Annotated in this window: 11 protein-coding genes; 8 read left to right on the forward strand and 3 right to left on the reverse strand. The window is 61.2% G+C overall.

The genetic code is table 11. From position 1 onward, the window contains the following. The first annotated feature begins 4 nt into the window (after positions 1 to 4). From tssJ to VG99_RS02290, 6 genes are read left to right on the forward strand one after another with little or no spacing between them, the layout of a single operon-like run. Positions 5 to 472, forward strand: a complete 468-nt coding sequence (tssJ, locus tag VG99_RS02265; protein ID WP_044498132.1) for a type VI secretion system lipoprotein TssJ — start codon at positions 5 to 7, stop codon at positions 470 to 472. A 1-nt stretch (position 473) separates the two neighbouring features. Beyond that, entirely contained in the window at positions 474 to 1805 is a 1332-nt protein-coding gene (gene tssK, locus VG99_RS02270) for a type VI secretion system baseplate subunit TssK (protein WP_044498133.1), read from the forward strand. Position 1806: 1 nt separating this feature from the next. After that, positions 1807 to 2694: a type IVB secretion system protein IcmH/DotU gene (icmH, locus tag VG99_RS02275; RefSeq protein ID WP_044498134.1), complete on the forward strand. Its 888-nt coding sequence runs from the start codon at positions 1807 to 1809 to the stop codon at positions 2692 to 2694. A gap of 2 nt (positions 2695 to 2696) precedes the next feature. Further along, positions 2697 to 6164, forward strand: a complete 3468-nt coding sequence (gene tssM, locus VG99_RS02280) for a type VI secretion system membrane subunit TssM (RefSeq protein ID WP_044501377.1) — start codon at positions 2697 to 2699, stop codon at positions 6162 to 6164. Next, positions 6164 to 6895, forward strand: a complete 732-nt coding sequence (locus tag VG99_RS02285) for a PP2C family protein-serine/threonine phosphatase (RefSeq protein ID WP_044498135.1) — start codon at positions 6164 to 6166, stop codon at positions 6893 to 6895. The genes tssM and VG99_RS02285 overlap by 1 nt, the downstream gene beginning before the upstream one ends. Before the next feature lie 15 nt (positions 6896 to 6910). Beyond that, positions 6911 to 7906 (forward strand): serine/threonine-protein kinase, encoded by a 996-nt coding sequence (locus VG99_RS02290; protein WP_044498136.1) that lies wholly within the window; start codon positions 6911 to 6913, stop codon positions 7904 to 7906. Between the two features lie 351 nt (positions 7907 to 8257). Here VG99_RS02290 and VG99_RS02295 read toward each other — a convergent pair whose 3' ends face one another. Next, positions 8258 to 9622, reverse strand: a complete 1365-nt coding sequence (locus VG99_RS02295; protein ID WP_044501378.1) for a DUF1329 domain-containing protein — start codon at positions 9620 to 9622, stop codon at positions 8258 to 8260. Positions 9623 to 9646: 24 nt separating this feature from the next. Beyond that, on the reverse strand, positions 9647 to 11557 hold the full coding sequence (locus VG99_RS02300) for a DUF1302 domain-containing protein (RefSeq protein ID WP_044498137.1): 1911 nt from the start codon (positions 11555 to 11557) through the stop codon (positions 9647 to 9649). Between the two features lie 495 nt (positions 11558 to 12052). Between VG99_RS02300 and VG99_RS02305 the strand changes: the two genes are divergently transcribed. Continuing rightward, positions 12053 to 13087, forward strand: coding sequence for an AraC family transcriptional regulator (locus tag VG99_RS02305; protein ID WP_044498138.1), 1035 nt, complete (start codon positions 12053 to 12055; stop codon positions 13085 to 13087). A gap of 42 nt (positions 13088 to 13129) precedes the next feature. On the opposite strand, the gene VG99_RS02310 is transcribed toward VG99_RS02305, so the two are convergent. Continuing rightward, the gene (locus VG99_RS02310; protein WP_044498139.1) at positions 13130 to 13984 is read right to left on the reverse strand and encodes a class I SAM-dependent methyltransferase; all 855 of its coding nucleotides are present in this window, start codon (positions 13982 to 13984) and stop codon (positions 13130 to 13132) included. A gap of 176 nt (positions 13985 to 14160) precedes the next feature. On the opposite strand from VG99_RS02310, the gene VG99_RS02315 reads away from it, so the two are divergent. After that, complete coding sequence (locus tag VG99_RS02315; RefSeq protein ID WP_044498140.1) at positions 14161 to 15357, forward strand: acyl-CoA dehydrogenase family protein; 1197 nt, start codon at positions 14161 to 14163, stop codon at positions 15355 to 15357. The last annotated feature ends 8 nt before the right edge of the window (positions 15358 to 15365 follow it).

The raw sequence follows: 15365 nt of genomic DNA on the forward strand, positions 1-15365 counted from the left end.
TGCCATGCTGCGCCCCCTACTGCTGCTCTGCGTTACCACCGTGCTGGCCCTGACCGGCTGCTCGCCCTTTTCCAGCACCACCAAGCTGGACCTGACCCTGGAAGGCAGCCCACGACTCAATCCGGATATCAATGATCGGCCCTCGCCGATCGTGGTCCGCTTGATCGAGCTGCGCAATCCCGTGGCCTTCGAGAATACCGAGTTCTTCTCGCTCTATCAGCGCCCCCGTGAAGTCCTGACGCCGGATCTGGTAAGCCAGGAGGAGCTGGAACTGCGCCCGGGTGACAAGCGCAGCTACAAACTCTCCGCCCAGCCGGAAAGCCGCTATATCGGGGTGCTGGCGGCCTACCGCAATCTGCCTGAAGCCAACTGGCGCTATGTGATCCCGCTGCGTCAGAAGAGCCATAACAAGGCCGAGCTCTATCTCGACGCCCAGGGCATCAGCGCACCCGCCAACGCCAGGGAAGACTGATATGGCTATCCGCAAAGTTATCTGGCAGGAAGGCATGCTGCTGCGTCCGCAGCACTTCCAGCAGAACGATCGCTACTACGACTACCAGTTGAAGGTCCGTACCCAGCGGCAGACCGGCTGCAGCTGGGGTTTCTTCCAGCTGGAGATCGATCATCAGTTTCTCACCACCGGCAAGCTGGTGATCAGCCAGGCCAGCGGCATTCTCCCCGACGGTACGCTGTTCGAACTGGGCACCGAGCAGGAGCCGCTGGCCCTGGATATTCCGCCCAACACCAGCAATGCCCCGGTCTACCTGAGCCTGCCGCTGGTCAGCGGCAACCATATCGAGGCGCGGCGACCGGAGCAGAAGGACGTCCTTGCCCGATACGTCGTACGGCAGGCCGAGGTGGCCGACGCCAACGCAGGAGACAGCAGCTCGGCACAGGTCAGCTGCGGCCAACCCGACTTTCGCCTGCAGCTGGGTGATGAAGAGGACAGTCAAGCCTGCGTGCGGCTGAAACTCTGCCAGATCCTGGACACCACGCCCGACGGCGTGGTCAGCCTGGACCAGGACTATATTCCCACCCACCTGCATTTCCAGACCAGTCCGTTTCTGCAAACCTGCGTCAAGGAAGTCATCGGCATGCTCGCTCACCGGGGCGACATCCTGGCCGAGCGCGTGCGGGCTACCGGCAAGACCGGCGCGGCGGAAGTGGGTGATTTCCTGATGCTGCAGTTGATCAACCGGGTCGAGCCGGTACTGCGTCATTACCTGACCCTGGAGCAGACCCACCCCGAACACATCTATCGCGAGCTGCTGGCCATGCTCGGCGAGCTGTCGAGCTACTCCGGCGAGGTCCGCCGGCCCCGGCTGGAAAGCCGCTATCAGCACAGCGATCAGGGGCCGAGCTTCCGCAAACTGATGATCGCCATCCGCCAGGTCCTGTCCATGGTGCTGGAGCAGCACGCCATCGAACTGGCCCTGCAACAGCGTCAATACGGCATCCAGGTATCGCCATTGAACGATCACAAGCTGCTCGGCAATGCCGCCTTCGTACTCGCGGCCAGTGCCCACTGCGATTCGGAGGAACTGCGCCAGCGGCTGCCGGCGCACCTCAAGGTCGGGCCGGTGGAGCGGATTCGCCAACTGGTCAACCTGCACCTGCCGGGCATCCGCATCCGACCCATGCCGGTGGCACCGCGGCAGATCCCCTTCCACTCGGGCAAGACCTATTTCGCCCTGGAACTCAGCTCCGAAGACCTGGCACAGCTGGAGCGCTCGGGCGGTTTCGCCTTCCACGTTTCCGGCGAATTCCCGGGGCTGGAAATAATGTTCTGGGCCATCAGGAGCTGACATGACCATCAGGGAACTACATCACGGCCAGGATGACCAGACCGTCATCCTCCACCGCGGCAACGAAACGCCGGCACAGACGGCGCTGACGGACTTCACCCCGCCGGCGAAATTCGAACCCCTGGACGAACGCATGATCTACGCGGCGCGCGTGCGTCCAGCGGAAAGCTTCAACCTCAGTCTCAACCCCCTTACCGGCGCTGCGGCCACCCTGCTGTCGGAGGTGGTACGGCTCAAGCACAGCCACGCCGCCGAGGACCTGCCCCACCTGCGCGAGCACCTGATCACCGAGATCAAATTGTTCGAGCATCGCACCCTGCAGGAGGGCATGGAAAGCAGCCAGGTGATGGCCGCCCGCTACGTTATCTGCACCACCCTGGACGAGGCGGTGGTCACCACCCCCTGGGGTAACGAAAGCGAATGGTCACAGATGAGTTTGCTCAGCAGCTTCCACAACGAGACCTTCGGCGGCGAGAAGTTCTTCCTGCTGCTCGAACGGCTGTCGCGCAACCCGGTGAAACATCTGGCCATGCTGGAGCTGATGTACCTGTGCCTGTCCCTGGGCTTCGAGGGCAAGTATCGGGTGCTGCCGCGGGGCATGCAGGAGCTGGAGCTGATCCGTGACAGTCTGTTTCGCCAGATCCGCCAGCTGCGCGGCGATATTCCGCGGGATATCTCGCCCCACTGGGAGGGTCTGCAGCACCCGGGTGGCCAGTTGATCAGGATCATTCCCGGCTGGCTGGTGGCGCTGTCCACGGTGATCTGCCTGGCCGTCATGTACGGCGGCTTCAGCTGGGTACTCAATGAGCAGCGTGCCAGCATCCTGCAGCCCTGGGTCAGCCAGGCATCCATCGAATCATCATTGTCATCCAGGGAAGACGGTCAATGAACATCAGGTCTCTTTTGTATCGCATCCTCGCACTGTTCCGCCGCGGCTGGGCTTTCAGCCTGTGCGCGGTGCTGGCAGTGTCGGCACTGGTCTGGGTCGCCGGTCCGCTGCTGGCCATCAATGACCATAAGTTCCTGGCGCCGGTCGCCAATCGCCTGCTCCTCATCTGCGTGCTGTTGCTGGTCTGGGGGATCTGCGTTGCCGTTGTCCATTGGCGTAACAACAAGCAGAAGAAGGCCGAAGAAGACGATGAGCACGCCCAGGAACGCCTGCGCCGCGAAGGCATCATCGTCGAAGAGCAATACGAGCTGCACAACCGCTATCGCAACGCCGTCCGCACGCTGCGCCGCTCCAGTTTCTATCGTGGCCGAAGTGAGCGCTGGCGCAGCGAGCTGCCCTGGTACCTGTTGATCGGCCCGCAGGGCAGCGGCAAGACCAGCCTGCTGGATTTCTCCGGTATCGAGTTCCCGCTCAACAAGAACGAGAAGGGTCGCATGACCCGGGACATTTCGCCGACCCGCCACGCCGACTGGTATTTTGCCGAGCATGCCGTGTTGATTGATACCGCGGGCCGTTATCTCACCCAGCCCGACAACCAGATCGACAGCCTGGCCTGGCAGACCCTGCTGACCCTGCTACGCCGTCGGCGGCCGCGCCCGCTCAATGGGGTGCTGGTCAACGTTCCGATCGACCAGTTGCTTGGTCAGAACGAGCTGGGGCTGGAAACCCTGGCCCGGCAGACCCGCCAGCGCCTGCTGGAAATCAACCAGAAGCTGGGCATGGACGTGCCCGTGTACCTGGTGCTGAGCAAGGCCGACGGGCTGCTGGGTTTTGATGAATACTTCGATCAGTTATCCCGCGACGAAGCCGACCAGGTGCTCGGCGCTACCTTCAGCGAAGGCCAGGACGGCACCAGCATCCAGGTGGTGCGCGAGGAGTTCGAGGAACTGCTGCGCCGGCTCAACAGCCAGGTCATCTCCCGTCTGCACCAGGAGCGTGACACCCAGCGCCGCGGGCGCATCCTGGACTTCCCCCATCAGCTGGGTACTATCGGCGAGCGGCTGGGCCTGTTCATCGAACTGGCCTTTTCCGGCAACCGCTATCAGCAGGCGGCGCAGCTGCGTGGTTTCTACCTCACCAGCGCCCCGCACCTGCAGAGCCAGGTCGATCCGCTGACCGCCAGCATTGGCCAGAACCTGTCGCCGCTGGCCAGTGAGCTGCCCTCCCTGCGCAGCGGCCAGGCCCGTTTCATCCACCACCTGCTGAGCCGCGTGGTCTTCCCCGAGTCCGCACTAGCTGGCCTGGACCAGCGCGAGGTGAAACGCATCAACTGGCGCCAGCGCAGCATGTACGCCTGCGCCGTGGTCTGCCTGCTGGCGCTTGGACTGACCTGGACCAGCAGCTTCTCGAATAATCATGACCGCCTTGAGCAACTGCGGGACATGGGTCGGGAGCTGGCCCAGGAACGCCGCGGTATCGAGCCCCGGGACGATGCCCGGGACCTGCTTGGCGTACTGGACGCCAGCTACGCCGCCAGCCAGCTGTTCCCACCCGCAGACGAGGTAGCCTGGCGCCATCGCGGCGGCTTGTACCAGGGCGAGAAGGTGACCGCCACGCTCGATCAGGCCTATTACCGCGACCTGGAGACACTGCTGTTGCCGCGGGTCGGCCAGCAGCTGGAGCGGCAGATTCGCCACAGCATGAACAACCGCGAGCGTCTGCTGGATAATCTTCGCGCCTACCTGATGCTCAACCTGGCCAACCGCCGGGATACCGACTGGCTGCAGGACTGGCTGGCGGCGGACTGGTCACGCCTGTACCCGGGTAATGACCGGGTCCAGGACGGCCTGAATGCCCACTTCCAGCGCCTGCTCGACAAGTCCTTTGCGCCCTACCGGCTCAACGGGCGCCTGGTTGCCGAAGCACGCTTGCAACTGCGTAGCGAATCGCTGGCGAGCATCCTCTATCGCAGTCTCGGAGAACAGGCCCAAAGCCTGCCGGAATATCGTCTGGTCTACCATCTCGGCCCCAACGCCAGCCTGATCACCGGCAGCAACTACAGCATCCCCGGCTTCTATACCCGCAAGGGTTATCAGAAGATGTTTGCCGACCGCGGCGCCAGCCTGGTGGGCAATATCCTCAAGGACAACTGGGTGCTGGGCGAGAGCGACAAGCTGAGCAGCAAGGACATGGAGCGGCTGCAGGCGGAAATGGAGCAGCTGTATTTCCAGGACTATGCCAACTACTGGTCCGAGGCCCTGTCATTATTGAAGTCCGAGCCACTGGTCAACGCCGGCCAGGCCGCGCAACAACTGGCCGGTTTGACCACCGCCAGCTCGCCGATACTGCGCCTGCTGACCGAAGTGCATGAGAACACCCGCTTCAGTGCCGAGCCACCCGCTGCGGATGGGTTGGCCGATACGGATCTCCTGCCAGCCATCGAGGTCGCCACCAATAACGCGCGGCAGCTACTGGAACGCCGCTTCGAACCCCTGCACCGCCTGCTCGATGAGCAAGGCGCGGCGGGGGCGGAACTGGCCGGCGCCATGCAGTCGCTCAATGCGCTGCAACAGCAACTTTCCAGCCTGGCCCATGCCAGTTCGCCGCAGCAGGCCGCCTTCGAAATGGCCAAGGTCCGCATGACCGGTCGGCAGGACGCCATCAACCAGGTGCGTGCCCATGCCGACCTGCTACCGCAACCGGTGGGCGCCTGGTTCAACACCATGGCGGCCGAAAGCTGGATGCTGGTGCTGGACGATGCCTACCAGCACATTGCCGAGCGTTACCGCAGCGAATTCTACGCCCCCTATCGCGCCTCGCTGCATCAGCGTTATCCGTTCCGCGCCAACACCGAAAGCGAAGTGGCCCTGGCCGACTTCCGCGAGTTCTTCCGGGTCCAGGGCGTAGCGGACAATTTCTTCGATAACTATCTGCGCCCCTTTGTCAGCGGCAGTGCGAAGCGGTACCACCTGCGCCGGGTCGACGGGCGGGGACTGCCGCTGTCCAGCCAGTTCCTGGCGCAGATGAGTCGCATCCAGACCATCCGCAAAAGCTTCTTCAGCGAAAGCCCCGACGAGCCGCAGATCCTGTTCAAGCTGGAGCCCTACTCGCTGGATTCCAGCCTCGGTCGTGCCAGCTTCCGCTTTGGCGACCAGAGCATGGAGTATCGCCACGGCCCCATCGTGCAGACCCCGTTCCGCTGGCCGGCCAGCGCGGAGGATGGGCGCATTACCCTGACCGTGGAAGACCTCGGCGGCAAGCGCACCAGCCTGGAACAGAACTCCGGCGCCTGGTCGCTGTTCCGCCTGCTGGAGCAGATGGAAGTGGCCCACCACAACGACCGCGACGTGTTGTTGGTCAAGGCCAGTCTCGGCGGCATGCGGGCCAATTACCTGCTGCACAGCCAACGCTCACCCAACCCCTTCGATATCAGCCTGATGCGCGGCTTCAGCCTGCCGGCGAAGTTGTAATGAGTGGGTCAGCAGGCATCTGGCGCTGCGCCGCCCGCACCGACACGGGCAAGGTGCGGGCACGCAACGAAGATGCCTTCCTGGCACTACCCGAGCGGGGCCTGTGGCTGGTGGCAGACGGCATGGGCGGCCACCTGAACGGCGATCTGGCCAGCCGCCTGATCGTCGAGCGGCTGGCCGAGCTGCCCGACTTTCTCGACCTTGATCAGCAGGTCGACTGGATGCGCTCGGCGCTGCACCTGCTCAACCGGCATCTGGCGACCGACCTGACGGTGCACAACGATCATCCCGAGGCGATCGTCGGCAGTACCGTGGTGGCCATGCTCGCCCAGGGTGACCAGGCATGCTGCCTGTGGGCAGGGGACAGTCGATGCTATATGTGGCGCGGCGGCAGGCTATTTCAACTGACGCGGGATCATTCCTACATGGAAGAGTTGATCAGTGATCAGGGGGTTAGCCCGGCCGAGGCGGCCCGACACCCGTCAGCGCGGGCGCTGACCCGGGCCATCGGCGCCCATGAGAAACTGGAGCTGGACATGATCCGCTTCACTGTCTACCCCGGCGATACCCTGCTGCTATGCAGCGACGGGCTCTATCAGAGCTTGTTACCCGACACCCTTGGCGCGGCGTTGAACCTGCCATCGCCCTCGCTGGCGCTCCAGAGGCTGTTCAACCAGTGCCTGGCAGGCCCGGCACGTGACAACATCAGTGCCGTGGTAATCCGCCGCTGAGACATGGATATCGAGATGACGACATCAGAGAAAAAACCCCAGTCTTCCAAGCTCACCCGTCTCGCCAGCGCCGCGAACGAGACGACGACGCTGCAGAAAACCGCAGCCGGCGGCGTTGACGTACTGCCGCAGGTGCTCTGCAAGCGCTACCGGATCGAGCGGCTGCTCGGGGTCGGTGGTATGGGCGCCGTTTACCGAGCGAAGGATCTGATGCGCGCCCATTTTGGCGATCCCGAACCCTGGGTGGCGTTGAAGGCCCTTAATGAGACCTTTCTCGAATACCCCGATGCCAGCGCCCTGCTCTACAGCGAATACGCCCTGACCAACCGCCTGCATCATGCCCACATTGTCCGGCTGCATGACTTCACCATCGACCGCCCGAGCCAGCGCGCCTTCATCACCATGGAGCTGCTCAAGGGGCCGACGCTGGATCAATTGATCGAAGCCAATCCGGCCGGTCTGCCCTGGGATGAGCTGCAGGCCATTGCGATACCGCTGCTGCAGGCGCTGACCTATTCGCACAGTCACGGTGTCCTGCATGGCGACCTCAAGCCAAGCAACGTCATTCTCACGGAGGATGGTGTCAGGTTGTTTGATTTCGGTCTGGGCCAGGCTATCGACGGGTTGTTGCCCGGGCTGCCCCGGCTCAGCCGTAAGCGTATAGCTGCCTGGACCCCGCGCTACGCGGCCCTGGAGCTGATCAACGGCGAGCCGCTGACCGCTTCAGCCGACGTCTACGCGATGGCCTGCATATTGTATGAATTGAGTGGCGGATTGCACCCCTTCAGCCGACTGACCGCGCAGCAGGCCAAGGACATGCAACAGGATCAATCGCTACAGCGACCAGCCAATCTGCCAGCGCACTGCTGGCCGGCATTGCGTAATGCCCTCTCCTTCAATCTGCAGCATCGCACGGTGGATGCTGCAGGATTATTGAAGATATTCAGCACTGCGAAACCGAACTGGGTCTTGAGCAAGGTACGCCAATACTTCCCCGCTCGTGGCGAGTGACCTAGCGCGATACGTGATCTGGTCGGCCGATCAACGGAAACCGAGGAATGAAAGAATGGCCAGCACAATAACCACGGCACCAACGATATAGACGATATTGTTCATGGATTACCTCCTTAGATGAGAGTTGAACCACGATTTATCGCAGTCCACGTAACGGAGAAGCTCGGTTCTGCTGAATCCTCTCCCGTTGTGATTTTGGACAGCCTCGTTTCCGAAAAAGTTTGATCCAATTGCTTCAACCTGAGCCCTGCGTGGCCGCATCCTTTCGATGAGCACATCCCCACCGGATCACCCGCATAAAAAAAGGGAGCCCGAAGGCTCCCTTTTCCATCACCCAAGGTGATCAGCTTAACGAACACCCGCCGAGCGCAGCGCTGACGGAGTGAATTCGTTATACGAAGGGGTCATGCCGAACTTGGGTGCGGATGCCTCTTCGTTGTACATACCCAACGCGATGTAGCGGCCTGCCAGCAGGTCGTACAGGGTCTCGGTGCTGTAGCCCGGCAGCTGCTCGCTGTAGGCGTGGGCCAGGTGGCCTTCCGCTACGCGCCACAGGGTGCCGCGACCATCGTAATGGTCAGCCAGGTTCAGCATCCAGGAATCTTCATCGAAGAAGAAGTTACGCTGGGCGTAGATGTGGCGCTGACCGTCCTTCACGTTGCCCTGGACTTCCCACACGCGGTGCAGCTCGAAGCGGGTGTGCTCGGGGTTGATGTGCCCGGCCTGCAGGATGTCGCTGTACTTCAGGCTCGGATCAGACAGCTTGTAGCTGTTGTACGGTACGTAGATTTCCTTCTTGCCGACCAGCTTCCAGTTGTAGCGATCCGGCGCGCCACTGAACATGGAGAAGTTGTCGGTGGTACGCATACCGTCAGAAGCGGTACCCGGACCATCGTAGGCTACCTGCGGTGCGCGACGTACGCGACGCTGACCAGCGTTGTAGACCCACGCCATGCGCGGCTCTTTCAACTGATCCAGGGTGTCATGAACCAGCAGTACGTTACCGGCCAGACGCGCCGGGGCGTTTACCCGCTGCTTGAAGTACACCAGGACGTTGGCGGCTTTTTCCAGGTCCACGTCAGGCATGAACTGCGGATAGGCTACGTCTTCCTGGAACTTGATCAGGGTGTAGGAGCCATTGGTCTGCGGCATGGCTTGCACGTAGGAACGCTGCAGGTTCTTGCGATACCGGGTCAGGTGGTTCCATACCACTTCGCCACCGACCTTGGGGATCGGGAAAGCAAAGCTGCCGTGGGTAAAGTTGTCGATACCATCACCACCGTTGACCAGCTTGGCCTTGCCGGCGGTCTGCTTGATCTGGTCATAAACCGACTGTGGCAGAGCTACGCTGCGGTGGGTCTTGTACACCGGCATGCGGAAAGTTTCCGGGTAGCGCTCGAACATGGCGATCTGACCGGGGGTCAGCTTGTCCTTGTGCTCCTGGTAGTTCTGCGCGGTGATCTCGAATTCCGGCTGCTCGCCTTCATAGGGGTTTTCCCAGAAGCCACGCTCGATCTGCTTGCCGGCGTCGGTAGCCAGGCCACCGGTCCACTCAGGGATGGTGCCCGCAGCGTTGCCGGCCTTTTCCGCACCGACCGGGGTCAGGGTATTACCCAGTTGATCGATTTCGGCCTGGGTCAGGCTCTGGGCCATGACGCTGGAAGCGATCATGCTGAGGGCCAGACCACATGCACCCAATACTGTTTTTTGCATACGCATATTGTTTTTCTCCAAACCTTAGAAGCTTACGCCGAAGCTGACGGCGGCGAAGTCGCGGTCGACCAGGGTGTTGTACTTGCCATCAAAGAAGTTGGTGTAGCTGATGCTGGCGTTGTACTTGTTGGCGTAATCGGCATTTAGACCCAGGCTGACCGACTTAGCGTTCTCATTGAAGTTGGGGCTGTAACCCTCAACGTCATGGGACCAGGCGATGTTCGGGCTCAGGTTGATACCGGCGATCACGTTGGCATAATCCAGCGACGCCCGCAGACGATAGCCCCAGGAGAAGTCGGTGAAGAAGCCGTTGTTTTCGCACCAGCTCGCGCCGTGTGGGTTATCTGGATTGTTGGAGCGGCAGTCGCCATTGGCGTCAGGGCTCTGGCCGAACAATGAATCGCGACCGAACTTGGTTTCCCCATTGCCACTACCGATGCCACTGATGTAGTTGGCACCTACCTCACCGATTAGCGCCAAACGGCTAGCACCCATTACCCGGTCAATAAAGTGCACCGCGCTAACAGAAGCCTGCCAAAATTCCTTGCGCTCGTATCCTTGAATGACACCTGTGGACGGATCCCACGCATCGTAGTCCCGATGGCTATCGTCATAACCAGTGTTCAACGCCGCGGCACTCAGATCACCGGTATTGATTTGAATTGGCATGTTGGGACGGTAGCTCAACTCGCCAGCAACCGACATGCCACCGATATCGGTGCCGAAGCTCACACCGTACAGCCGGATGTCTTCGGGATGCTCAAAGAAATAGCCTGCTGCGCCTCGGCTACCGTCATAGCCCGGCACGATTCCGGCCTCAGCTGCGGCTGCTGCCGCTTGAGCCCGCTGGGCCAGCTGTTGAGCGAGAGCCAGATCACCGGCTTGTCCAGCAGCTGCAGCTGCCTGAGCCAACGCGGCTGCAGTACCAGCATTAACAGCAAAATCGCCGCGAACGTTGGAGTAGAAGGGGTTACGGCTATGGTAGTTCATAGCGTAAAAACCAAACTCGGTGTTGTTCAGCGCTGGAGCGAACCAACGGAACGCAACACCAAACTGGCCGCTGTCGCTAGCCTCTTTATCCTTGCGGCTACGAACAATATAGGTAGCTGTATCCATGCCCCCTTGATTCAGCCGTGGGTCACCATGGGGGTAGTCCTCACCTGTGTATACCAGACGATCATTACACCCACGCGCCGCCACGTCAGTAGTCGAGAAGAACGTACCGCAGTTATCCGCAACAGTGCCGTGCCACTTGAGCTGGTAGAAGGCTTCCATACTCAGGTTCTCGGTCAGACCCTGGGAGATGTAGAGCATCTCGACCGGCAGCAGACCTTCCTTCAGCTCGGCGCCGGGACGGCGGAAAGCGGAAGCATCGATGGGGTTGATGGCGTTGATGCCGTTCTGGATGAAGACGCCCTCACCCCAGCTGACCACCTGGCGACCCAACCGGACGTTACCGGGGTTCTGGCCAATGGAGTAGTTGTGGTAGACGAAAGCGTCCAGCAACTGGATACCAGCACCTTTCTGCAGCGGGTGGCGGCCGGAATCGCTGATGTCGTAGAATTCCTGGTGGCCATCCTTGGTTTCAAAGTCGTACCAGTAGTTGCCACGGAAGAAGGCACCCGAATCACCGTAGCGCAGCTCGAGGTCGTGGGAGCCTTTGAAGATCTTGGAGAAGACATCGCCTTTGTCGTAGTTCAGGCGACCATCATCGGAAGTACGTGCCGCAGCTTCACCGCCTTCACTGCGCAGAAAGTACAGACGCTTGTCCCGCCCAGCGGTAGACATGCTCGCCCCGATCGACAGCTGCGAATCCAGCTGAGCTTCGACTTCCCCGATGTTGAAACTGACTGCGTTTGCAGAACCTGAAAAACTGGCCAATCCGATAGCCAGGGGCAAGGCCGCGAGCGACCAAGCATGCATTTTTTTTGTCATTGTGCTGCTCCGTTTGGGTGACATGAACCTGTGTATCAAAGAGACACGTTCAGGACGCCACCGAGTCTGTCACGAGCACTACAAAAAGAACCTGCCCCAAATGGCCAAATCATTTGTCCCTGACGGCCATTCATCAAACAAATCTGACCAATCAGTCATTTGAAACCAGCTTGACATTCCTCCGTCGTCGCGATGTCGCAAGTTTGCACGGCAGGCGAATGTTTGATAGAAATACGGCTCTGGATAAAGGATCTGCTGTCATTTCCTCATAGGAAGGAGGATTGGTAGCAAACCCACGCCCACGGAACGGGAGCCCAATCCTATCCTCACCCAAACAGGCGATCGCCCCGTAGCACTTGGCCATGTTATCTCGCCGCCCATTTCGCCATGCGAAACATGGTTCCAAGTGACAACTGGCGAGCACTGCCGTTGTAGCTTAACATCAGTGAGACAGATTATTGATGTGTTCATGCCCCATGCATTAGAAGGAGCAGTATGCCGGGAAGCTTGAAGGAACAATCAAGACCACGCGTTCGCGAACATGGTTTCTGGGTATCGGTGATCGACCGGGCCCTGGGGCATTATGGTGTAGCGCTGGGGCAATCGAGTCTGGCGTATAACCTGACCAATGGCAACCGGCCCGCTCCCGCCTTCATCGAGCAAGCCAACTGCAATCTCGTCTGGGCCGAAGCCACCCGCCTCGCGGATGACGACCTGTTCGGTCTGCGGCTTCAGCGGATCTTTACTCCCACTGCTCTCAATCTGCTCAGCCTGTCAGTCAGCGCCTGCAATACAGGTGTCGCTGCGCTTAGCCAACTGGTTCGTTTTTTCCCTATTGTTACCACCCAGATACGCCTGGAACTGGAGCGCGACGCCGACGAGTCGCGGCTGTTGCTGATTCCAGTCGGCGCCCCCCATCCCCAACAGCTGCAAGCGCTGCTCGGCTACCTGGGCCGCCTGTTGCGCCAGCTTGATGACGCCCAGGACGGGCTGTTCAAGCGTGCTTTTCTCCAGCGGACCGAAGACCTCCCGCTGTGCCAGCGTCTGCTGGGTTGCGACCAGGTCGAGATCAGCGAGCAATATGGCCTGGCCATGCCGGCCGCCCTACTGGACCGACCGCTGGCGAGCGCCGACCCCTTCATCGCCACTCGGCTGACGGAGACCCTGCAGGACATGATCGCCAGCCTGCCCGCCCACGACCTGGTCGAGCAGGTGAAGCGGCGGGTGCAGTTGTTGCTGGGGTCCGGGGACATCTCACTGGAACGCATTGCCTGCCCGCTGAACATCAGCGCGCGCCATCTGCGGCGCAAGCTGAGCCAGGAGGGCACCTCCTACGAGCAGTTGGTCGACGAGGTGCGGCGGGAAACCGCCATGCGCATGATCGGCGAGGGGCAGCTATCGCTAACCAGCATCGCCTACGAGCTGGGCTTTCTGGATCCGAGCAGCTTTACCCGAGCCTTCCGCCGCTGGACCAACATGAGCCCGACAAGCTTCCGCCAGCAGGTAGCGGAATCCTCTTCCGGCCGCTGACGACCCGGCGAGCCCGCTCGCCAGGCCCAGCGGCCCCACCGGTCATTCCGGCTTACTGAACAGCAGGGTCATGCGATCGCTTTCGCCAATGGCGAGGTACTGCGCCCGGTTCCCGTCCCCCAGGCGCAGCGTGGGTGGCAACGTCCAGACACCTTCGGGATGCTGCGTGGTGTCCTGGGGGTTCTGGTTGACCGGGCTACGGGACAACAGCTCGAACCCTGCCTCCTGCGCCAGCTCGATCACCAGCTCTTCGGTGACATAGCCGGAACGGATCATGGTCTCCAGATCGGTGCCGATGCGCGCCCGATGTTCAACCAGCCCCAGCAGCCCCCCTGGCTTGAGCGCGGCATACATCTTGGCAAATACCACGGCCGTCTCTTCCCGCCCCTGGCTCAACCAGTTATGGACGTTGCGGAAGGTCAGCACCCGATCCGCCGAGCCCGGCGGGGCGATCGGCGTGTCCGGGTCGTAGTTGAGGACCTGAAGCTCGACCCGATCGTACACCTCGGGATCATCTGCCAGCTTTTCCTGGTATTGCGCCAGGGAGGTGCGGAAGAACTCGACCGGGCTGTTCGGATCAAAATGCGCCGCAATATAGCGCCCCTCTTCCCGCAGCAGCGGCGCCAGGATTTCGGTGTACCAGCCCGCACCGGGCCAGATCTCGATCACGGTGTGCTGGGGCTCCACCGCGAAGAACGCCAAGGTCTGCTCGGGATTGCGCCCCGCATCGCGCATGACATTGGAGATGCTCCGGACCGGACTACCCACCGCCTTGCGGATCGACTCCTGCTGCTCCGGGGCTAACCGGGGCGGTACCGCCGAGGGCGGCGCAGTGGTTTGTGCGTAAACCAGTCCGGCGGCAATCAATAGTGTCCCGCCGATGAAACTCTTCAACATCCTGACCTCCGTGGTGAAATCTCCAACGGGCGTACCGCCGGTCTATCAGACTTGCTTATGCATCCCCATTCCAGCGGTGGGACATGCTTTTCGGGCTGACGCTCCCTCTATAAGGTCAGCCTCAACCAACTACATATGCTGTGGTTCAATCTACTCCGACTGCCCAAGGATCCATTATGTTCGATCTCAGCCCGCGTATTCAGGAACTGAAACAACAACTCGAAGCCTTCATGGACGAGCACATCTACCCCAACGAAGCGCTGTTCTATGAACAGGTCAAGCAGAACAAGTGGTCCCACCCGGCCATTCTGGAGGAGTTGAAGCAGAAAGCAAAAGCCCAGGGTCTGTGGAACCTGTTCCTGCCCCACTCCGAGCGGGGCGCAGGCCTGAGCAACGAAGAATATGCCCACCTGTGCGAGATCATGGGCCGCGTATCCTTCGCCGGTGAAGTGTTCAACTGCAACGCGCCGGATACCGGCAACATGGAAACCATCGAGCGTTACGGTAACGAAGAGCAGAAAGAGAAGTGGCTGAAGCCGCTGCTGGCGGGCGAGATCCGCTCCTGCTTCTCCATGACCGAACCCGATGTCGCCTCCTCCGACGCCACCAACATCGAGTGCGAGATCCGCCGCGAAGGCGATGAGTACGTGATCAACGGCACCAAGTGGTGGTCCTCCGGAGCCATGAACGAGCATTGCAAGATCGCCATCGTGATGGGCAAGACCGATCCGAATGCAGCCAAGCACCTGCAGCAGAGCATGATTCTGGTCCCCCTGGATGCTCCGGGCGTTACCATCGTCCGTGACCTGCATGTGTTCGGCTACGACCACGCGCCCCATGGCCATGCTGAAATCCGCTACGAGAATGTCCGCGTACCGGTGTCGAATATCCTGCTGGGTGAAGGCCGCGGCTTCGAGATTGCCCAGGGTCGCCTCGGGCCAGGCCGCATCCACCACTGCATGCGCGCCATCGGTCAGGCTGAGCGGGCACTGGAAGCCATGTGCCGCCGCGCCGCCGAGCGGGTTGCCTTTGGCAAACCGATGTACCGACTGGGTAGCGTGCCGGAAATGATCGCCCGCTCCCGCTGCGAGATCGACCAGGCCCGTCTGTTGACCCTGCATGCAGCCCGCAGCATGGACCAGCATGGCAACAAGGTTGCCCGCCAGCAGATCGCCATGATCAAGGCCGTAGCACCGACCATGCTGTGCAACGTCATCGATCGCGCCATCCAGATCCACGGCGCCAAGGGCGTGTGCCAGGATTCCTTCCTCGCCTCCGCCTATGCCAAGGCGCGTACCCTGCGTCTGGCCGACGGCCCGGATGAGGTTCACCTGAACACCATCGCCAAGCTGGAAATGGGTCAGTATCTGTAATTAGTCCT

Origin of the sequence: Pseudomonas saudimassiliensis (genome assembly GCF_000939975.1) — a bacterium.
Taxonomy (GTDB): Bacteria; Pseudomonadota; Gammaproteobacteria; order Pseudomonadales; family Pseudomonadaceae; genus Halopseudomonas; species Halopseudomonas saudimassiliensis.

Excerpts from the sequence above, each read along its gene's own strand:
- tssJ (WP_044498132.1), top strand. The coding sequence starts at position 5 with ATGCTGCGCCCCCTACTGCTGCTCTGCGTTACCACCGTGCTGGCCCTG.
- tssK (WP_044498133.1), top strand. The coding sequence starts at position 474 with ATGGCTATCCGCAAAGTTATCTGGCAGGAAGGCATGCTGCTGCGTCCG.
- icmH (WP_044498134.1), top strand. The coding sequence starts at position 1,807 with ATGACCATCAGGGAACTACATCACGGCCAGGATGACCAGACCGTCATC.
- VG99_RS02285 (WP_044498135.1), top strand. The coding sequence starts at position 6,164 with ATGAGTGGGTCAGCAGGCATCTGGCGCTGCGCCGCCCGCACCGACACG.
- VG99_RS02290 (WP_044498136.1), top strand. The coding sequence starts at position 6,911 with ATGACGACATCAGAGAAAAAACCCCAGTCTTCCAAGCTCACCCGTCTC.
- VG99_RS02295 (WP_044501378.1), bottom strand. The coding sequence starts at position 9,622 with ATGCAAAAAACAGTATTGGGTGCATGTGGTCTGGCCCTCAGCATGATC.
- VG99_RS02300 (WP_044498137.1), bottom strand. The coding sequence starts at position 11,557 with ATGACAAAAAAAATGCATGCTTGGTCGCTCGCGGCCTTGCCCCTGGCT.
- VG99_RS02305 (WP_044498138.1), top strand. The coding sequence starts at position 12,053 with ATGCCGGGAAGCTTGAAGGAACAATCAAGACCACGCGTTCGCGAACAT.
- VG99_RS02310 (WP_044498139.1), bottom strand. The coding sequence starts at position 13,984 with ATGTTGAAGAGTTTCATCGGCGGGACACTATTGATTGCCGCCGGACTG.
- VG99_RS02315 (WP_044498140.1), top strand. The coding sequence starts at position 14,161 with ATGTTCGATCTCAGCCCGCGTATTCAGGAACTGAAACAACAACTCGAA.